This window comes from Bradyrhizobium sp. UFLA05-112 (assembly GCF_053572325.1).
In genome coordinates this window covers 30165-45124 of the sequence record NZ_JBANBK010000005.1, presented here as the reverse complement: position 1 = coordinate 45124, position 14960 = coordinate 30165, and the positions used below count along the sequence as shown (strand labels likewise).

Below are 14960 nucleotides of genomic sequence, written 5' to 3'. Positions count from 1 at the left end.
GGTTGATGTAGTACGCGGCCCAGTAGCCGGAGCAGGGCTTGGCTTGGGTGGTCATTTGCTGCTCTGTTATTGCTCACTTTTGCGACGCGAGCGCCGCGAGTACGGCGCTCGGCCGGATGGGCAAGTGGCGCAAGCGTATCCCGGTCGCGGCAAAAATGGCATTGCCGATGGCGGGCGCGACAACCGTCGTGCCGGGCTCGCCGAGGCCGACCGGAGTGTCGGTGCTCTCGATGAACTCGATGTCGAGCTCCGGCACGTCTCCGATGCGTAGCGGCGTGTAGCTGTCGAAGTTCGTGTCCTTTACCCGGCCTTTCTGGAATTCGGTTCCCTCATAGAGCGCCATGCTGAGGCCCCACAGGGCACTGCCTTCGACTTGCGCGAGGGCACCGTCTGGATGAACGAGCGTGCCCGCATCGACGACAATCGTCAGCTTTTCGACTGAAACCTCGCCGCTGCCGCGATCGACACGAACCCGCGCGACGCAAGCCACCCATGTCGGCATAGAACGGGACTGACCGAATGTGGTGGCGACGCCAAGCCCTGTGCCGATCGGCATGGGAGCGCCCCAGCCAGCCTTTTCCGCAGCTCGCTGGAGGACTGCTGCCTGGCGCTTCGCCCCGCCTACTGCGTTGGGCGATGATCCGGAGTTGCGGCCGGCGCCGTCCAACAGCCCAATGCGGAACGCGACGGGGTCGGCGCCAGCCGTTCGCGCCGCCTCATCCATAAAACTCTCGACGGCCCAATTGGTCCAGCCGGGCGCCACCGCACGCAGATATCCAGGACGAAATGCACGGTTGGCAAGGTCGTTCTCGAGAGCACGCACGCGCTGCGCGCCCACACTGTACCAGTGGTCTGCGCCGTCGATAGCAAATGGATCGATTGGGTTTCCATCGGGCGCCTTCGGCATGGCCGCTCGGGGCACGTAGACTGAGGTCGGCCAGCCGGCGGACGCGTGATGTTCCATGGCCATGATCTTCCCACGCCCATCGAAAGCCAGCCGCAGTGTCTGGATCGACGGCGAGCGAAACGAGTCGAACAGTATGTCGTCGTGGCGGGTGAGCACCAGTTTCACGGGCTTGCCAAGAGTCTGGGCAGCCAGCGCGGCGGGGACGGCATAGTCGGTGTTGAGCCTGCGCCCGAATGCTCCGCCGAGCAGGTAGGTGCGCAGGACAATGCGATCCTGCGGCAGGCGAAGCGCCCGGGCGAGCACGGGCAGGATAGCGCTCTGATTTTGGCTGCCGGTATGGATCTCGAAGCGACCGTCCTTCTCGAGGGCGAGCGCGTTCACTGGCTCAAGCTGGGCATGAAGTACACTGCTGGTCGTGTACGTTCGTTCGAGCATGGACGCGGCTGCGCGAAACGCGGTGTCAACCTCGGGGTCGTCGACGACAAGCGCCCCTCCGCGTGGTGTGGCGATCTGCGTCGTGCCGTAATCGAAGATGTCCTGCTCCGAAACCCGCTCAGCCTCTCCCGCAGACCAATCGACCTTGACAAGGTCGGCGGCACGGATCGCTGCCGGATAGGACGTCGCACACACGACCACCCAACCAGGCACCGTCTCGGAGGGATCCTCCAGCACCAGGTTCGTGAGATATCCCTTGACCCGCTTCGCGGCCGAGTCGTCCACGCTGCGGACCACTGAACCATATCGTGTCGGGGGAAGTTTGGGTCGGGCATAGACCATTCCCGGGACCACAGCATCAATGCTGTAACGCGCCGTGCCATTGATCTTCGTCGGGATGTCGAGCGCATCGGCTTTTTTTCCGATGAGCCGCCGCTCCGACGCCGGCTTGATCGGCAGCTGCGCAAGCTCGTCAGACGTGAATTTGCGCATCAACTCCCCGCGCCTCACGATCTCGCCGTAGGAGATGGATTGATTTGCCGTGAGAACGGCCCCATCGCGCGCGACGCATTGCGCCGGGCTCGCCCCGAGCAGTTTGGCGCCGGCATCGATAAGGGCGATGCGGCCCGCCGCTCCCGCGCGGCTGTAGATCGGGTAATCGACCCACACCGACGTGCTACCGCCCGTGTGCATGCTGCCCCACTTCGGATCGGTGTCGACCGCAGAGATGCGCACGTTGCTCCATTTGACCTCGAGCTCGTCAGCGAGGATGCGCGCGATGGCGGTGCCGACATGCTGGCCCATTTCCGCACGGATGATGTTCACGGTCACGATTCCATCGCGGTCGACGCTGTACCAGATGGTGGGCTCGAATAGTGCCGGCTGCTGGGCGATGGCTTTTTCCGGCGCGAAACCGAAGGTGGCGGCCGTGCCGGCCAAGCCGATCAAGAAGACGCGGCGCGACAGTGCAGTTTGATTCCTGAGCTCAGTCATCGCTGGCAACCTTCCGTGATTGGACAGCGGCCTGTTTGACCGCGTTGCGGATGCGGACGTAAGTCATGCAGCGGCACAGGTTCCCGGCCATGGCGGCATCGATGTCCAGATCGGTCGGGGAGGGAAAGTCCTTGATGAGCGACGCGGCCTGCATGATCTGGCCGGACTGGCAGTAGCCGCATTGTGGGACTTGAAGGTCGGCCCAGGCCTTTTGCACTGGATGCTGGCTCTCGGGATCGAGGCCTTCGATAGTGGTGACGTTGGCGCCAGCCACACTGGCAAGCGCTGTTATGCAGGAGCGTGTGGGGCGGCCACCGACGTGGACCGTGCAGGCGCCGCACATGCCGATGCCGCAGCCGAACTTCGTCCCGGTGAGACCGATCTCGTCGCGGATCACCCACAACAGCGGCGTGTCCTCCTCGGCGTCGACCGTCACCGGGCGGCCATTAATGTGAAATGAGGTCATGTTCGTTCTCCAATCGATCAATTGGCTGCGCTGTTCTGCCGGCGGACCTCTGCAACCTTGGCAGCGAGTTCCGGCCAGGCCGGAAGGCTGGTGCGCGTTCGCCGCAGGTAAGCGGCGATGCGAGCAATATCGGCATCGCTGAGTGCATTGCCGAAAGCAGGCATGACCACTCCCGGCATACCCTGCTCGGAGCCGATGCCCCGCAGAATGACCTGGATCAGGTTGCTCGGGTCAGGAAGATGCACCGCGCTGTTAAGGGCAAGATCGGGCCGTGCGGCGCGCGGCGCGTTGGTCGCGTTGTAGTGGCAGGACGCACAAGCGGCGGTATAGAGCCGCGCGTCGGGATCGAATGGCGTACCCTGCTTGGCCGACGCGCTGGACATCGCAAGACTCACCGCGCCGGAGACGTACGGCAACCGGTCCGCCGACTTGTCGAGATCGGCAAAATAGGTCGCGAGCGCGCGGATGTCGGAGTCCGGCAGCGCAGCGAGGCCCTGCACAACGGGAGCCATCGGTCCGGCAGCAGTGCCGTGCAGTTTGCTCGTGCCCGTGCGCAGGTAGTCGTAGAGCTCTTCGTGAGCCCAGGGCGCGGGCGCCGGATTTGCGGCCGTCAACGGCGGCGCAACCCAGTTGTCAATCACTGCGCCACCGTAAGCGTTGCCGGACTTCTCCGCTCCCAGCAGGTTGCGCGGAGTATGACAGGCGCCGCAGTGGCTCAAGCCAAGCGCGAGATAGGCGCCCCGATTCCACTCCGCGCTCCTCTGAGGATCCGGCTCAAAACGGCCCGGCTTGAAGAACAGCAGTTTCCATCCCGCCTGCAGGTAGCGGATGTTGAACGGAAACGGGATGCCGTTCGGCCGCCGCGGGGCGTGAACCGGAGTTCGCGTCATGAAATAAGCGTAGAGCGCACGCACGTCATCGTCGGAGAGCTTGGTGAAATGGTCGTAGGAGAACACCGGGAGGAGGTGCGAGCCGTCGCGCGAGACGCCTTCATGCACGGCGCGTCTGAAGGCAGCCTCGGACCAGGTGCCGATTCCGGTTTCCGGATCGGGCGTGATATTGGTCGAGTAGATCACGCCAAACGGAGTTGCCATCGCATAACCGCCGGCGAACCTCTCGCCGCCTTTCGCGGTGTGACACGCCGCGCAGTAGCCGCCGCCAGCAAGCGCTTCTCCTCTTGCAACCAGTTCCGGCGGAAAGCTGCCCGCAGCCGGGGCCGCCACCGGAGCGATAGCCGGCCGCCGCGCCAACGCGGCAAAACCCGCAAGCCCGAGACATCCGACTGCAACGATCGCGATGAGCAGCCTTTTGAACACGACGGCCTCCTAAAGTCCTGTTTCCGTTCAGGGAACGCGTCGGAATCGCCAATAGGCAATCAATCCAAAGACGAGCGCGAGCAGCGCGCAGATGACGGCATCAGTCCCCGGCAACAGGCTCAATCCATGCGGATGCGCATGTGGCACAAGTGATTCATGCGCCTGCGCCGAAGTAATGAATGCGGACAGCAAAGCGGTGATTTTCTTCATCGGGACACCTGATCGGACGTCTGTGGAGATGAGGCGATGGGCGGAATCCAGTGCTGCACCGCGGTGGCCTCTATTGCAGAGTTCTCGACCACCACCTCGCTGATCTGGTGGATCGACGTCACGTCGGTGAAGTTGGATACGTCCGCCCCGATTTCCTGGGCATGCGGCCCAAACGATGCCTGGTACGCATCGAGCGAGTCGCACAGCAGATGGCACATGGCGACATAGGCGCCGAGAGGCTTTCCCTCTCCATCCGTGAGCGCCCTGTCGATGGTGTAGTACTTCAAGGCTGCGCCCATCCTGCTCTTGATGAGCGGCAGGTGCTTCGTGCGGTAGTAATCGTGATCAAACCGCACGCCCGGCTTGTTCGGGTAGATGACGCTGACTTTGATCATCTTGTCCTCCTGGAGATTGTCATGCGACAGCTCCCGCGCTGCGCGGTTCGTGTTCGTGTGAATGACTTGCCGCCGGGGCCGGATTGGCAATCCTCGCGATTGCATGCGCCTGGTTCAGGGCACGACGGGTCGGACGGTTGGCGACATTGATGCGCGCCAGCTCGAGCGCGCGCCGGGAATCATCGCCGCTGCCGGCGTAGAACTCCGCGCCATGATCGGCGAAAGCGAGCAGATGCTTTCCAAGAAGCCGATCGAAGCCAAGCCGGGCCGTAGCTAGCTGTTTCTCGGCTTCTTTGAGCCTGCCTTGCGCAGTCAGCACATCGGCAAGACGCCAGCTGACCTCCGGGTCGCTGCTCGAAAGCGCCGGCAAAAGCAATGCTTCAGCGTCCTCGCTGCGGTCTTGACTCGCATGGATCTCGGCAAGGTGCACGCGCGCCTTCACATAGTCCGGAAGGTAAGCAATCGCGCGTCGATACCAGAGTGCGGCGAGAGTCGGGTCTGGTGAGGGCACGAGTTCGCCCCACAGCATGCCGAGCTGAAAGCAGGTCCAAGCCAGCGGAAACGGCGAAACGTCATCGTACGAGGAAATCGCCTGCCGATAGACGGCGTCCGCTTCGGCAAAACACTCGAGATCGGCGAGCAGGGCGCCGAGAGGGACCATATCTTCAAGCCGGCCGCTGGCGGCAGCGCTTCGGCGCCGCGCCTCGAGCACAGCGTCGAGCTTCACGCCACAGGCCTGATCGATCGACAGCGCGTGGCGCTCGATTTCGTCGCCCGATCCGCCCATCAGCGCCGCACGCGCGAGGTGTCCTCGTGCATCGCCGAATCGATGTAACGTCGAAGCGACCTCAGCTGCAATCAGCGCTGCGCGGAACGAACCGTTCACGCTCGCAAATTCCGAGGCGAGCGCTTCCAAACGGTCGAGCGCGTCCAGATCGCCAAGAAATTGTGATGCCAGACGCTCCTTATCCACAACCGTTTCTGCTGCGTCGTGGAGATGCCTGTGCTGGGCAAAACGCGCCCATGCGCTGTCACGCGCGCTCTCAAGGTTGATCGCGGCGATCTCCCCGTCGGTGGCGGGTGGATAAGGCAGGTCAGGTTCGAAGATTGCCTTCATTTGGCTGCTCCGAACCGCGACTTCAAACTCTCGAGACCCGTCTTGAGCAACGGCGACAATCTCCCCCTTACGCCGGCGGCTCCCACAAATTGCATGCGCCAGTCCACGACGGAGCCGCTGTCCTTGGCCGTCACTTCGAGCGTGCCGGTGCAACGGGAAGCCGCGATCCCGGCGATATTTGTGTAGCTAAAGGACCGCTTCGCGGTGTCGATCGCGTCGAGCCGATCGATGAACTCCTTGCCGTCAAGCGTATCAATCTTGCGGAGCTGCCCTGTTCCCGTGCCGGTCAAGCTCACTCTCGCGACCGTCGGATGCCATTCGCCCCCGAATTTTCCGACCAGCGACCATACCGTATCGGGGTCAGCCGCAAGCTCGATGGATTCGCTCACGGTTTGCAGCTCCGTGTTCGGGGCCGCAAAATACGGAAACGTCTTCATGCCCGGCTTTGTCGCCCCGGTCGCACCGCCCTGGAGGAACTCCCGGTCGCGGTTGACAAGCCAGGTGAGCAGGATGTCGAAGACGTTCGCGTCGACCGTGCGGCCGCCTCCCGTGTGATAGGGGCGCCCCTCGATCGTGCTCTTCTCGATCTCGAGATGGCTCTGGTCGGTGATCGGCTTGGCAACATCGAACAGCAGATAATCATCGAGGAAGACGTTTGCGTTGGCGGCGAGCGCGTCTGGCGTCCAATCGGTCTTGCCGTCCTTCATGTCCCAGTTGGCGAAGCTGTCTTTCAGACGCTTCAGGAACATGGGCTGCAGCTCCTCTGGAATCGCGAACGGCGTCTGCTGATTCCAGAGGTCGCGGATATCGTCGATCCCCGACAGCGCTGGATTGTTGAGTCTCACGTTGGTCTGCTCGGGACGACCGACCCAGTCGACGCGCGCGATGGGAGGCGCGATCCGCGTGCGTTGCTGCGGCGGAATGGTTTCAGCAATAGCGCCGAACAACGAGTCCTTGGTAGGGTCGAGCATACGGCGCGTATCGAACTCGACGACCATGCAGAGCACGTTGTTGTGCGGCAGCTGATTTGGAACCTTTTTGAGCGTATCGGTGTCCAAGCCGATGTAGAAAGGGTCGCAACGAAGTCCCGCGAATGCTCGGGCATCGCCCTCCGGTGTCGACGTTCCTATCTCGTCGTTTACCGTGAGCGGCAATTCCCGGCCGTCCGGCAGTTTGCAAATACCGTGCTGGATCGCGTTCCCCACAGCATCGCGCTTGAGTGTATCGAAGCGAAAGCTGAAGCGGATATCGTTGTCCGCAGGCTGAAACTTTGCGGCGTTGCCCACGCCCGCTACGGTGACCCGGCGAACGGAGGTTGAGTAATCGATGACGTTCGAGAAGATCGCATTTTCGCCAGCGTATGGAAACACGCACATGGCAAGAACCGTGCGCTCCGGGTTTTCCGGACTCGTGAACGCAAAAAAGTCGGTGAGATCGGCTGCAGGGTCGCCTATCTGCCGCGGGCCGTCGACGTGATCGGACATCGTTAGCCTTCCTTCTGGCCCAGGTTTGCGATCCACCGCAGCGCGCGCAGTCCGGGCATGAAGCAATATTCGCCGCCTCGAACGGACACGAATCGCGGCAAGCCGTGCAAGCGCCGTCGAACCGGAGCTCTTGGAATGGTGAAGATGCCCTCGCCATCGTTGTTGCCGATGATCGGATCCTGCTCGGTTCCTTGGCCGATAAAATTGCCATCGGTTATCCACTGCGACTGCAGGAATTCGAACTGCCGATGTAGATTCGCGCCGATCAGCAGGAAGACGCCACCTCGCTCCGCGCCGTCGTCCTCGAGTACGCCTTCCGGCAGGGGTGGTCCGTAATTCGTGCCGCGGCGCAGGAAGTGATGAAGATTGACGGCGACAACGTCGTCTTTCAGCGCATCGCGAGGATTCACGCGGCGAATGTGCGCGCTGAAGGGACATTTCAATCCCTTCATGTCATCGGCGTAGCTGAAATCATTGTTCCGATTTCCATCGGCGCCCAGGGCGGGATCGTCGTGGTCCGGCGCCAGCACCAAGGGGGCGCCGCTGCGCCATCGGCCCACCATTTTTGCAGCGATCAGTTCTTCGTCCTCTGGCGAGGAGGCCTGGGCTCGCAGGTAGCTACGAAACGCGGCCACATCCATGTGGAATTTGCGGATCGCGACGAACGTGCCGTTGCGACGCAGTTCAAGGGGAATCGGGACGTTGGCGATTTCCCCGCGCTCGTCGGGATAGCCCATGACGAACTCGCCGGCCTTCACCGATGCTTCAGTGCCGGCTCCGGCGGGACCGCTTCCTTCAACGTGGGGATTGTGCAGGCCGTCCTTGAAGCCGAACGGGTTGCGTCCCTCGGGCAATTCGCCGAACTGCATACGGTACACGACGGAAATGCGATCGAGGTCGTGATGGCTCTTGCGTGCGAGATCCAGGACCTTCTGCAGGTCATCATCGCTGTTGGCGTAGATCGCCAGGGCGATGTGCGCGTCCGGTGTACCGAACGGATACTCCCAATTGGCCGGCGCATTGGCGCCGACATCATTCAGGATCGCGGCGCGCGCCGCCATACCCTGTCGGAATTCGATCGGAAAGCTGTCGAGCGACGCCTGCGGCACGCCCAGCGCCTTGATACCTTCGAACGTAAACGCAATGCCGAGCCAGCCGGGCAAAGATGGCACCCACCATTCGTCCGCGGGCGCGACGTGAGGAAGGATCCGCCGCAGCATCTCGCGTCCTTGTTCGGCATCGCCGATGCGGAGAATGACGTATTCTCCGGAGTATGGTTTGGGGCGAGGGCGCAGGACGGTTGCCTGTATGTCGCTCGTTTCGAGCGCTGGCGAGCGCGTTGAAAGGGTTTCACCAGCGGATTCGTTGAGGGACAACATGCGAGCATCCTTTCAAAGGGGTCCGGTCCATTTGCGGACCGGACTCCATGCGAACGGTGAGCGTCGGCTAAGCGATTTTGTCGAGGAATTCGTCGACCGCCGCACCGATCCTCTCCAGCCTTCGCGTGTCTTTGACGCTGAGATTGGGGTTGCCGACATACCAGGCGTGGGCCGGGATCTGGTGCTTGACGATGAAGTCCTTCACGGCGGGGTTACGGACGCCCGGCCAGCCTTCACAGTTGGCGAACACCACGTCGAGGTCGTCGGGAATGATCGTGGCGAAATCGTCGATATACGGGTCCCAATCACCGTCGTATGTCGTGACAAACAAGAGCTTCGTATCGTTGTCGAGGAACACGTAGCGCATGTCATGCAAGGTGCCCACGTTGTCGGCGTTTTGGAGGTTGCCTCCGGCGTCCAGCACTGCCCGGATGCGCTTCGCGCCACCCGGCAGCAATGGCAGCAGGGTCGTCAGTTCGGAGATCTTGCCCTTCTGCAATCCGATGCGGCCGGCAGTCGAGGTTTTCTCTCCCGAGGCGGCCTTGGCTTTCATGCCCTTGATGAGGTTCTCGAGAGCCACACGGCCGATCTCCGGTGCATCAGCGTAGAGCTCCCGGAGCTTCTCGATCTTCTTCTCCGCTTCGCTTGCCTCGGATTTGGTCAGCGTCTTCGTTGTCATTGCGGCATTCTCCTTTCGGCTGGATGCGTGGTTGCTGCTGCGGTTTGCGTTACCATCAGCATCGTGGGGGACTTTCTGCCAGCGATGGTTCCTACTTGGCTTCCAAGTGTTTTCGACGCCAGATGGCTACGTTGAGAACAATCCTCCCATTGTTGGGAGGAAAGGATCGCCTGGAGAAGGCTGGTGGGGCTCGTTGGGAGGAAGACGCTGAGCTGCTAAGTGCTCGGGTAGCCAAATCGCTTCCTCAGTCGCGGGACTGCAAAATCAAGGAAGGCGCGCAGCTTGAGCGGCACCGGGCGCTGGCCGGGGTAGATCATGCTGACCGGCCTCGGTGACAGCTCATACGCATCCAGCAGAGACACTAGCGAACCCGACTTCAGCAAGTCCTCGATGAGATACGACAACACCCGGGAAATTCCGGCTCCGGCCACTGCTGCAGCAGCCGCCACCTCACCCAAATTCACGGCGAGGCGAGACGGCACATCGATCGTCTGCGTCGCTCCGTTTCGGCGAAACTCCCAGGGGGTCGCGGGGTCGAAGGTCACGCAGTCATGCGATGCCAGATCGGCGGGTTTTTTCGGCACGCCGCGGGCCTTCAAATAGGCTGGGCTTGCACACACCACGCGGCGAATTAACCCGAGGCGCGTTACAATCATGCTGCTGTCCGCGAGCTCGCCGATGCGAACGGCGACATCGACGTGCTCTTCCACCAAGTTCACGTATCGATCCATCAGCTGCAGCCGTATCCGGATATCCGGAAACGCGCGCTGGAATTCCGCGACAACAGCCAAAACATGAGTGCGGCCCAAGACCGCCGGCGCGGTGATGATCAGCTCACCCTGAGGCGCGCGATATTCACCTGATGCCGTGCGCTCGATTTCTGCGATCTCTTCCATGATCCGACGACAAGAATCGACGTAGCTGCGCCCCGCGTCGGTCAAGACCACTTTGCGGTGACCCCGGTGGAGCAGCCGGACATGCAAGTGCTCTTCCAGCTCCGCAACCCGACGACTGACCGTCGCCAAGGGAATCCGGAGGTGGCGGCTGGCGGCAGAGAGACTCCCGGTATCGACCGCAGCCAGCAGGATGGTCATCGCCTCCAATCGATCCATGGCGTTCCTTCCACCAACGAAAGGGTGCTTCCCGAAACTACCATCTACTTAGCCGTTTTGGGAGGTCTAAATCGTTTGCCGACACGCTCCGCGGTGCGAGTCTGAAAGCCTGCCACGCATCGGCGGTCAGAAGGGGGGCAGGCACAGTCGTCGCGAGCAAGAGTGATGCCTTCAACGCCGGCAATCGCGTGTTTGTCAGAGGGCCTGGCTTCGGCATCTCGACCGACGGCACTGTTTTGCAATACTCCATCGACGGCAGCATGAAATGGACCTGCTCTCCCTGCGGAAAAGTCACCTGTTTTATGGTTGGTGGATCGTACTCGCGTGTGGACTGGTTGCAGTCATAGCTGGTCGCTCAGCGTGTTTGGCATGGGCGTCTATATCCATGCCCTGTCGGAGACACGCGGCTTTTCGATCAGTCTAGTCTCGACGGCCGTAACCTTCTCCTATCTCGTGAACGCCGCGTGCCTGATGAGCGTCGGCACTGCGACCGCCGAACTGGGCGCAAAACCGGTTCTCGCCACCGGCGTGGTTGCCTTGGCCCTGTCTGTCGCGGGCCTCGGCTACTGCCATGAAAGCTGGCAGCTATTCGGCCTGTTCGCCGTGATGGGGATCGGCCGCTCGTGCCTTTCCACGACCACGATCAGCACGACGCTGGCTCCGTGGTTCGAATTGCATCAGGGGCGCGCGGTCTCAATGGCACTGCTCGGCGCCAGTGTGGGCGGCATGATCGGCACGCCCTTGCTGTTGGGCGGCATAGCCCTGCTCGGCGTCAAACAAGCCTTCGGCCTCGCCGGATTGGCTTCGACCATCGTCCTGTTGCCGGTCGTGGTCCTGGTCCTGAAACGGTCTCCGCAGGAGCTCGGCCTGCTTCCGGACGGCGGCTTAAAGGCTGCTTCACAGCAGGCCAAATGGTCGCGCAATGGCGCAATGCGCACCCGACAGTTTCAGTCCCAGTTGCTTGCGTTCGCTCTCGCCATGCTGGTCCAGATCGCATTCATCAGTCATCACGTTCCCATGGTGGCCCCGATCTTGGGGGACGCCGGCGCATCGACGGCTGTAACACTTGCTGCCGCGGCAGCGTTCGGAGGCCGCGTCGCGCTGGCTCGGTTTGCCGACAGGATCGATCTTCGCCTGACAGCCGCCGGTGTTATGTTGCTCGCGACCGTTGCTCTTGCTTACATGTCCAATGCAACGAGCGCATTCTCACTGCTCCTTGCGAGCGCCATGTATGGCGTCACGATAGGCAATCTTACGACGCTGTCCCCGTTGATCGCACGGCGCGAGTTCGGGGCTGTTTCGTTCGGCTCGATCTATGGCCTGATAGCGGCCGCAATCGCCTTCGCCACGGCCTTCGGGCCGGCAATCTGCGGCCTGTTACGCGATAGCCTGGGAAGTTATGGACCTCCCTTGCTCATGTTCGCGGGCATCAATCTAATTGCGGCCGGCATCATCGTCCGGGGTGGGCGAAAGCCAATGCCGCAACCCAGCTGAAGAGGTTTGACGGGGCATAGACGTCGATCAAGTTCACGTATCGATCCATCAGCTGCAGCCGCACCCGGATATCCGGAAACGCGCGCTGGAATTCCGCGACAACAGCCAAGACATGAGTGCGGCCCAAGAACGCCGGCGCGGTGATGATCAGCTCACCTTGAGGCGCGCGATATTCACCTGATGCCGTGAGCTCGACTTCAGCGATCTCTTCCATGATCCGACGACATGAGTCGACGTAGCTACGCCCGGCGTCGGTCAACACCACTTTCCGGTGGCCCCGGTGGAGCAGCCGGACATTCAAGTGCTCTTCCAGCTCCGCAACCCGTCGCCAAGGGAATCCGGAGGTGGCGGCTGGCGGCAGAGAGACTCCCGGTATCGACCGCAGCCAGCAGGATGGTCATCGCCTCCAATCGATCCATGGCGTTCCTTCCACCAATGAAAGGGTGCTTCCCGAAGCTACCATCTACTTAGCCGTTTTGGGGAGGTCTAGATCGTTTGCCGACAGTGTCGCTCTCGAGTGGGCCATCAACATCAACCTAAGGAAGGTTCGCATGTCGGATTCATCGCAGATCGCTCTCATCCGGAAATTGTACGGCGCCAGGGGAAACGTGAATGTTTTCAAATCGCTCCTGGCGGACGACCTCGAGTATGATATTGCCGAAGGATTCCCCAACGGGGGCGTCTATCGCGGTCTCGACACGACGTTCAGTGGTTTCTTCCCATTCTTGGCCGACTTCGACGAGTTCTACGCGGAAGGGGACGAGTACTTCGAGTCGGGCGATCACGTGATCGCTCTCGGACGCTATGTTGGCGTTACGAAGAAGGGGCGAAGGATGCAATCCCGCTTCGCCCATTTCTGGACAATCCGAGACGGCAAGGTCGTGCGCCTGCAGCAGACCGCTGACACTCTTCTCATCGCACGAGCTCTGGAAAAAAAATGACCGGAGCGCCACGAATCGAACGCGTGCAGCTGAACGGGGCGGACATCGAGTATGATGTCCGCGGGTCCGGGGAACCGGTGGTATTTATCCACGGAGCGATTCTGTCGGATGGGTTCGTGCCGGTGATCGAGCAGACCGGAATCGCGGAGAATTTTCGGATCGTCAATTATCGGCGCCGCGGCTACGCCGGTAGCTCACGCGCTCCGGCCGGCATGACGATGCAAGAGTGGGCTGGTGACTGCATCGCGTTGTTGAATCACCTGGGCATTGCGTCGGCGCACGTGGCCGGGCATTCCTTCGGCGCAGGCATCGCATTGCAGATGGCGACCGATGCCCCCGGCAAAGTGCGGAAGCTGGCATTGCTGGAACCGCCGCTCGGGTCGTTGGTGCCGTCCGGCGAGCAGTTCACGGAGTGGGTGGCATCTGTCTGCGAGATCTACGACTCGGGAGACAAAGCTGCGGCCACGGACATCAGCCTGGCAGGCGTGTACGGACAAGACTACCGGCGATTCACCGACGGCGCCCTGCCTGCGGGTGCGTTCGACCGTGCGGTATCCGATATCGACACGTTCTTTCAAGTCGAACTCGGAGCCATGCAACGCTGGAATATCACAACCGAAGGCCTGAAAGATATTCGACACCCGGTGCTGTCGATGCGCGGCAGCGATACATTGCCGGTGTTCTTTGAGGGCGCCGATCTACTGCAGCAGTGGATTCCAGAAATTGACACCGTGTCGATACCGTGTGCGAGCCACGACTTGCCGGGTAGGAATCCCGCCGCCGTCGCCGCCGGTCTCGTCGAGTTCTTTCGAGACCGGCAGCCGTCTGATAGCGGTCTTCGGCTCGCTTCGCGAGCACCTTCATGACATGGCGTTCCTTCCGCCAATGAAAGGGTGCTTCCCGAAACTACCATCTACTTGGCCGTTTTGGGAGGTCTAGATCGTTTGCGGACACGCGACGCGGTGCGATCAGGTTGGAGCAAGACGATGAAAGCGATTCAATACCGATCCTATGGCGACTACAGCGAGAACCGCCTCGTTGATCTTCCCCAGCCTGTGCTTAGGGATGGCGAAGTTCTCGTCGCGATGCGGACCGTTGGCATCAACCCACTCGATAACACGTTTCGCTCGGGCCACTTCTATGGGGCAACGCCTGAAAACCTGCCACGCATCGGCGGTCAGACGGGGGCAGGCGCAGTCGTCGCGAGCAAGAATGATGCCTTCAACGTCGGCAATCGCGTGTTTGTCAGAGGGCCTGGCTTCGGCATCATGACCGACGGCACCTGGCGCGAGTTCGTTGCTGCTCCCGCCGCGAGTCTTTCGCTCATTCCTGATGGCGTCGATGACGATCAGGCCGCAGCCTATCTTGCTGGTGCGGGATATTTGACGGGCTTTCTTGCGCTAACGGAGTTAGCGAAGTTCAGGCCGGGACAGACGGTGCTGGCACCTGGCATTGGCGGTGCGGTTGGGATGGAAACGGTGCAAGTTGCTCGCCGCCTTGGCGCCTCGTTAGCGATCTCTACGGCCAGCAGCACCAAAAAGGCAAACCAAGCTCGCGCGGCTGGATATGATCATGTGATCGACCTCTCCAAAGAAAGCCTCAAGGAGGGTGTTATGCGGATCACCGAAGGCAAGGGCGTTGATATCGTCGTCGACGGCGTCAGCGGAAAACTGACTGGTGAGGCGCTCGCCTCGCTCGCCTTTGGTGGCACTGTGGTCACTGCCGGCTATGCTGGAGGACGTGAGGCCGAGGTCAACGTTACCGACATCATTTGGAAAGCTGCAACAATCCGTGGGTTCACTTTCAGACTCTTTGCCCAACAAACGGTGGCTGCAGCGAACGCGGCTCTCTTGGAATTCCTGAAGGAAGGCAAGCTGCAGCCTACGATCAGCAGGGTCTTTCCGCTGTCTCAAGCCGCTGAAGCAGTCCGCTATCTGGTCGAAGACCGTCCGTTTGGGCGAGTACTCATGGACGCCCTGAGGTAATAGCGCCGCCGCTGCGCAAGCAGCAAACCTATGCAGTCTCGACAGAA

The 14960-nt window shown here is 61.5% G+C and carries 14 protein-coding genes and 1 pseudogene; 4 read left to right on the top strand and 11 right to left on the bottom strand.

All coding sequences use genetic code 11. From position 1 onward, the window contains the following. Positions 1–73: 73 nt before the first annotated feature. The 10 genes from SO180_RS04485 to SO180_RS04440 form a co-directional block, all read right to left on the bottom strand. On the bottom strand, positions 74–2335 hold the full coding sequence (locus SO180_RS04485; protein WP_449377612.1) for a xanthine dehydrogenase family protein molybdopterin-binding subunit: 2262 nt from the start codon (positions 2333–2335) through the stop codon (positions 74–76). Beyond that, on the bottom strand, positions 2328–2801 hold the full coding sequence (locus tag SO180_RS04480; RefSeq protein WP_449377611.1) for a (2Fe-2S)-binding protein: 474 nt from the start codon (positions 2799–2801) through the stop codon (positions 2328–2330). Before SO180_RS04480 ends, SO180_RS04485 begins: the two co-directional genes overlap by 8 nt. Positions 2802–2818: 17 nt before the next feature. Beyond that, a complete protein-coding gene (locus tag SO180_RS04475) occupies positions 2819–4117 on the bottom strand; it encodes a c-type cytochrome (RefSeq protein ID WP_449377610.1) in 1299 nt (432 codons plus the stop codon). 27 nt (positions 4118–4144) lie between these two features. Further along, positions 4145–4327, bottom strand: a complete 183-nt coding sequence (locus tag SO180_RS04470) for a hypothetical protein (protein ID WP_449377609.1) — start codon at positions 4325–4327, stop codon at positions 4145–4147. Further along, a complete protein-coding gene (locus SO180_RS04465; RefSeq protein WP_449377608.1) occupies positions 4324–4722 on the bottom strand; it encodes an EthD family reductase in 399 nt (132 codons plus the stop codon). The genes SO180_RS04470 and SO180_RS04465 overlap by 4 nt, the downstream gene beginning before the upstream one ends. Positions 4723–4741: 19 nt before the next feature. Further along, positions 4742–5839: a tetratricopeptide repeat protein gene (locus tag SO180_RS04460; protein WP_449377607.1), complete on the bottom strand. Its 1098-nt coding sequence runs from the start codon at positions 5837–5839 to the stop codon at positions 4742–4744. Continuing rightward, a complete protein-coding gene (locus tag SO180_RS04455; RefSeq protein WP_449377606.1) occupies positions 5836–7323 on the bottom strand; it encodes a DUF4331 family protein in 1488 nt (495 codons plus the stop codon). The genes SO180_RS04460 and SO180_RS04455 overlap by 4 nt, the downstream gene beginning before the upstream one ends. A 2-nt stretch (positions 7324–7325) precedes the next feature. Continuing rightward, positions 7326–8702: a Dyp-type peroxidase gene (locus tag SO180_RS04450; protein ID WP_449377605.1), complete on the bottom strand. Its 1377-nt coding sequence runs from the start codon at positions 8700–8702 to the stop codon at positions 7326–7328. 67 nt (positions 8703–8769) lie between these two features. Further along, positions 8770–9381 carry a hypothetical protein gene (locus tag SO180_RS04445; RefSeq protein ID WP_449377604.1) on the bottom strand — a complete coding sequence of 204 codons (612 nt, stop codon included), beginning with the start codon at positions 9379–9381 and terminating at the stop codon, positions 8770–8772. A 215-nt stretch (positions 9382–9596) separates the two neighbouring features. Then, positions 9597–10493, bottom strand: coding sequence for a LysR family transcriptional regulator (locus tag SO180_RS04440; RefSeq protein ID WP_449377603.1), 897 nt, complete (start codon positions 10491–10493; stop codon positions 9597–9599). 309 nt (positions 10494–10802) lie between these two features. Between SO180_RS04440 and SO180_RS04435 the strand changes: the two genes are divergently transcribed. Continuing rightward, complete coding sequence (locus SO180_RS04435) at positions 10803–11987, top strand: MFS transporter (protein WP_449377704.1); 1185 nt, start codon at positions 10803–10805, stop codon at positions 11985–11987. Between the two features lie 22 nt (positions 11988–12009). Here the strand turns inward: SO180_RS04435 and SO180_RS04430 are convergent. Further along, a pseudogene (locus tag SO180_RS04430) lies at positions 12010–12406 on the bottom strand (LysR family transcriptional regulator); the annotation flags it as partial. Between the two features lie 132 nt (positions 12407–12538). On the opposite strand from SO180_RS04430, the gene SO180_RS04425 reads away from it, so the two are divergent. From SO180_RS04425 to SO180_RS04415, 3 genes are all read left to right on the top strand, one after another. After that, positions 12539–12928 (top strand): nuclear transport factor 2 family protein, encoded by a 390-nt coding sequence (locus SO180_RS04425; protein WP_449377602.1) that lies wholly within the window; start codon positions 12539–12541, stop codon positions 12926–12928. After that, complete coding sequence (locus tag SO180_RS04420) at positions 12925–13794, top strand: alpha/beta fold hydrolase (protein WP_449377601.1); 870 nt, start codon at positions 12925–12927, stop codon at positions 13792–13794. Before SO180_RS04425 ends, SO180_RS04420 begins: the two co-directional genes overlap by 4 nt. Before the next feature lie 120 nt (positions 13795–13914). Then, complete coding sequence (locus SO180_RS04415) at positions 13915–14913, top strand: quinone oxidoreductase family protein (protein WP_449377600.1); 999 nt, start codon at positions 13915–13917, stop codon at positions 14911–14913. Positions 14914–14960 lie beyond the last annotated feature (47 nt).

Excerpts from the sequence above, each read along its gene's own strand:
- SO180_RS04465 (WP_449377608.1), bottom strand. The coding sequence starts at position 4,722 with ATGATCAAAGTCAGCGTCATCTACCCGAACAAGCCGGGCGTGCGGTTT.
- SO180_RS04440 (WP_449377603.1), bottom strand. The coding sequence starts at position 10,493 with ATGGATCGATTGGAGGCGATGACCATCCTGCTGGCTGCGGTCGATACC.
- SO180_RS04485 (WP_449377612.1), bottom strand. The coding sequence starts at position 2,335 with ATGACTGAGCTCAGGAATCAAACTGCACTGTCGCGCCGCGTCTTCTTG.
- SO180_RS04470 (WP_449377609.1), bottom strand. The coding sequence starts at position 4,327 with ATGAAGAAAATCACCGCTTTGCTGTCCGCATTCATTACTTCGGCGCAG.
- SO180_RS04415 (WP_449377600.1), top strand. The coding sequence starts at position 13,915 with ATGAAAGCGATTCAATACCGATCCTATGGCGACTACAGCGAGAACCGC.
- SO180_RS04480 (WP_449377611.1), bottom strand. The coding sequence starts at position 2,801 with ATGACCTCATTTCACATTAATGGCCGCCCGGTGACGGTCGACGCCGAG.
- SO180_RS04455 (WP_449377606.1), bottom strand. The coding sequence starts at position 7,323 with ATGTCCGATCACGTCGACGGCCCGCGGCAGATAGGCGACCCTGCAGCC.
- SO180_RS04420 (WP_449377601.1), top strand. The coding sequence starts at position 12,925 with ATGACCGGAGCGCCACGAATCGAACGCGTGCAGCTGAACGGGGCGGAC.
- SO180_RS04445 (WP_449377604.1), bottom strand. The coding sequence starts at position 9,381 with ATGACAACGAAGACGCTGACCAAATCCGAGGCAAGCGAAGCGGAGAAG.
- SO180_RS04450 (WP_449377605.1), bottom strand. The coding sequence starts at position 8,702 with ATGTTGTCCCTCAACGAATCCGCTGGTGAAACCCTTTCAACGCGCTCG.
- SO180_RS04425 (WP_449377602.1), top strand. The coding sequence starts at position 12,539 with ATGTCGGATTCATCGCAGATCGCTCTCATCCGGAAATTGTACGGCGCC.
- SO180_RS04460 (WP_449377607.1), bottom strand. The coding sequence starts at position 5,839 with ATGAAGGCAATCTTCGAACCTGACCTGCCTTATCCACCCGCCACCGAC.